Here is a 3,875-nt window from a genome sequence, read left to right as displayed (position 1 = left end):
GTCGTGGACATGACGACGGGCGGGTCGTTCACGGTCGACCTCGAGCGCGCGCCGCAGACGCTTCGAGACCTGACGGCAGCAAGGGATGAGTTGCGGGGACTCATGATCGACGCTGAGAGACTCGGCAAGGTCGATCCGGGTTCTGCCGACGAGGTGAGCCGTGACGCAGCAACTCTCCTCGGCGCGGTGGCCAACGGTGGTCAAGGGTCGTTGCTGCTTGCACTCCGTGCCGGCGTAGATCGGCTCAACTCGTTGATCGACTCGATCTCGGCGGAGCTCGCCGAATATCAGAATGTCGACGTGAACAGCCGTCGGGCGTTCGATGCGACGCGGGGCTAGCCGGCTTCTAGGTCTAGCGACGCTGGTCACGATCCTTGGTGCGTGCGGCGCCCCAGAGTCAGCTCCGGCGCCGGCAGGTCCGGTGCCGTCGACGTCTAATCGGTTCGGTGCTCCGACCGTCGAGAGACCAGTGGAGGTGTCAGCCGTGGCAGGCTCCCCCTGCACGTCACTGCTGACTCCGTCGGAGCTCGAGGAACTTGGTTTCGGCTCTCCGGGACGACAAAGGACGTCGATCGACGTGCAGGAATGCGCGTGGACCGCGTCGGATCAACAGGGCCTCGCGCTTGCGGTCGACGCGGATCGTGACCTGCTTGCGGACACGTATCGCACTCACTTCGAACCCGTGTTCGTCCCACGCTCAATCGAAGGCTTCCCCGCTGTGGCACAGAAGAGTCGTCCGGGTCCGCCGAATATCTGTGTCGTCACCACCGGGCTCGGGCCAAAGCAGGCACTCGAAGCGACCTGGATCGGCAGGGGTGATCCCGCCCCGGGCAACGACGCGTGCGAGTTCGCCGAGCAGGCCACGGCCCTCGTGATCCGCAAGCTCCCGCCTCAGCGTTGAGGCCCGCGGAAAGCCATGTCTAGTGGACACGGTTTCCCGCGCGACAACATGGCCTTCTGCCCGAGGCGGAAGACTTGCTCGACGCTGAGCTTTCTCTAGCCGGACCGACTCCGGACGGGGTGCGGTTTCACCGAGACCGGGTCGGGCGGGCTCCGGGCCCAGTAGCGGCCCGAACCAGAGCCCGATGATCACCGGCCGCCGTCGGGTGTGAGCGATTGTCCGTGCTCGGGCACGGAAACGGACGCACGAGCGCGAAGCGCGAAGGGAAGGATCGAGCCGCGGAGCAGGGCCGGGCCGTCGATCGAGGACAGCGACGGGAACCGCGAGAGCCGCGACGTCGCCAGCGCCACCGGATCGGACACCGCGTCCGCCCGCCCCGTCAGGTAGGCCCACTCGTGCTCGTCGGAGCAGTAGGGGAGCACCGTCGGGAACACCTCGTCGAAGCGCCCGACCATCCGGGCCAGGGTGTCGTGGCGCCACATCGTCGGGCAGCCGGCCTGGGAGCACACCGCGCCGCCGGGCGCGAGGACCGCGGCGCACCGCTGCAGGAACGGCGTCCCGTAGAGGCGGGCGTGCTGGGCCGGGTCGTCGACCTCGACGGGCTCGTCGGGCAGGTCGACGATCACGACGTCGTACCGGTCGCCCCGCTCGGCCGCCTCGGCGAGGAAGGCCCAGCCGTCGGCGTAGTGCACCTGCACCGGGCCCGACCCGGACTCGGCCGCTTCGAGCTCGGCCGCCGAGTAGCCGTAGGGCAGCAGCTCGGCACAGCGGCGGACGCACTCGGCGTCGATGTCGACGTGGTCGACGCGCCGGGCTCCGGCGGCCACCGCCAGCTGCGAGACCACCCCCTCGCTGGACCCGACGACCAGCACCCGCTCCACCGAGTCCGCGAGCAGCAGGGGTGGGACGGCGAGGGCCTCGTGGTAGGTGAGCTGGGTGGCCTCGGTGGACTGGCGCTCGCCGTCGCAGAAGAGCGACACGCCCTGCGCGGTGCGGGCGACGATCATGTCCTGCCACGCCGTCCGGCCCCGCCAGAGCACCTCGTCGATCCGCCAACGGCGGCGCATCCCCTCGGCGAGGGGCTCGTCGACCTCCCGGTGCCCAACGACGTCGGGCGCGAGTCCCGCCCCGCGCGCGACGATCTGCGCCCGGACCTCGACCGCCCCGACCTCCCGGCCGAGGATCTCCACGATCCGCTCCGGGTCGGCGTGCTCCCCGCAGGTGAAGACGTCGACGAACGCCGCGCCGGCCTCGGGGTAGGCGTGCACCGAGGCGTGCGACTCGGCGAGCAGCGCGAGGACCGTCGTGCCCTGCGGTTCGAACCGGTGCGTCACGACGTCGAGGGTGGACGCCCCGCCGCCGTCGAGCGCGGTCCGCAACGCGCGGGCCACGGCGGCGTCGTCGGCGAGGAGCGCGGCCGAGACACCGCGCAGCTCGGCGAGCACGTGGCGCCCGGCGAACGAAGCGGGCGGGCTCGCGGGGGACGGGCGGGCCGGCGTGGGAGTGGTCAAGCGGTCTCCTCGGGGGTCTCGACAGGGCGGCGGATCACGGTGGGCAGCGGCGGGAGGCCGTTGAAGCCGACCGAGGCGTAGCTGGCGGTGTAGGCGCCCGCACCGAGGAACTCGACGACGTCGCCGGGCGCGAGGTCGAGCGGGAGCCGCACGTCGGCCCGGCGGTAGAGGACGTCGTCACCGTCGCAGGTGGGGCCGGCGAGCACGACCGGCCCGCGGGGCGCGTCCGACGGGTGCCCGGGGGTGCGCAACCGGTAGACGATCATCTCGCCCTCGGTCTCCGCGAGGCCCTGGTAGCGCCCGACGTCGAGGTAGACCCACCGGCGGCCGGCGCGGTCGGCGACCAGCACCACCTCCGCGACGAGCACGCCCGCCTCGGCGACGAGGGCCCGCCCCGGCTCCGCGACGAGGTGCGGCCGCCAGACCCCGACGCCGGGCACCTCGCGGTGGGCGGCCAGGGCGCCGCGGATCGCGTCGGCGCAGGTCGCGAGGTCGGGGACCGGGCCGGCAGCGTGCGGCGTCGGGAACCCGCCCCCGACGTCGAGCTCCGCCACCGGGGCGCCGAAGTGCTCCACTGCCCGGGCCGCGGCGGCGATCCCGCGACGCCAGGCGTCCGGGTCGGTCTGCTGGGAGCCGGGGTGGAAGCCGAGCCCGTGCGCGCGCAGGCCGGCGTCGCGGGCGCGCGTCAGGAGCGCCGCGGCCTCGTCCGGGGTCACCCCGAACTTGCCGGCGAAGGGGGTGGCCGAGCCGGTGTCGTCGGCGCCGAGCCGCACGGTCACCGCGGCGCCGGGGGCGAGGCGGGCGAGGAGGTCGACGTCGGCGGGGGCGTCGGTGGTGAAGCGGGTCACGCCGGCGGCGACGGCGGCCCGGACGTCGGCGGGCTTCTTCACGGGGTTGCCCCAGCTCATCCGCGCCGGGGTGATCCCGGCGAGCAGGCAGGCGTCGAGCTCGCCGACGCTCGCGAGGTCGACGCTCGCGCCCCGCGCGGCGAGGAGCCCGAGCACCTCGGGATGGGGATTCGCCTTGACGGCGTAGGCGGGCTCGGCCTCGGGCAGGGCGTCACGGAACGCGGAGAAAGCCCGGGAGACCGCGGCGAGGTCCAGCTCCAATCGGGGACTGGGCATCACTCGGTCGGCGGAGTCGGATCGGGGCTCGACGACACGGTCGTGCGCCCGCGCGGCCCGCTGTGCACCCACGGCTCCCATCGTGCCCCGTGCGGTCTCCCGAGATGCACGAAACGGCTGACCGCAGACGTACCGGACGCGTAGCCTCCCGGATCTCCGGACCGGTGGGCCGGAGTCGGCGGGTCGGGGAGAGAGTGGGACAGGTATGCCGTCGGGCTCCCTGAACGGTTGGGGGACGGATCGTCGGCGGCGGAGGTGGCCGCGGTGGTCGGCCCGCAGCGCGGCGGTCACGGGGCTGTTCGCGGTGGCGATCCTCGCGGCGGCGCTCGGCGTCGGCCG

At 73.4% G+C, this 3,875-nt stretch carries 4 protein-coding genes; 2 read left to right on the top strand and 2 right to left on the bottom strand.

Annotated features, from left to right (window positions below):
• Both AC0CYZ_RS17325 and AC0CYZ_RS17320 read left to right on the top strand, forming a co-directional pair.
• The coding region (locus AC0CYZ_RS17325) for a hypothetical protein (protein WP_472217536.1) at positions 1–339 on the top strand (339 nt) is incomplete at its 5' end.
• A complete protein-coding gene (locus AC0CYZ_RS17320; RefSeq protein WP_472217534.1) occupies positions 323–901 on the top strand; it encodes a DUF3558 domain-containing protein in 579 nt (192 codons plus the stop codon). The genes AC0CYZ_RS17325 and AC0CYZ_RS17320, both read left to right, overlap by 17 nt.
• Before the next feature lie 188 nt (positions 902–1,089).
• On the opposite strand, the gene speD is transcribed toward AC0CYZ_RS17320, so the two are convergent.
• Positions 1,090–2,412, bottom strand: coding sequence for an adenosylmethionine decarboxylase (speD, locus tag AC0CYZ_RS17315; RefSeq protein ID WP_472217532.1), 1,323 nt, complete (start codon positions 2,410–2,412; stop codon positions 1,090–1,092).
• A complete protein-coding gene (locus tag AC0CYZ_RS17310; protein ID WP_472217530.1) occupies positions 2,409–3,608 on the bottom strand; it encodes a type III PLP-dependent enzyme in 1,200 nt (399 codons plus the stop codon). The genes speD and AC0CYZ_RS17310 overlap by 4 nt, the downstream gene beginning before the upstream one ends.
• Positions 3,609–3,875 lie beyond the last annotated feature (267 nt).

Source organism: Actinomycetospora sp. (assembly GCF_055612215.1).
Note: the sequence above shows the minus strand (reverse complement) of the source record. Positions and strands in the feature narration are given on the sequence as shown.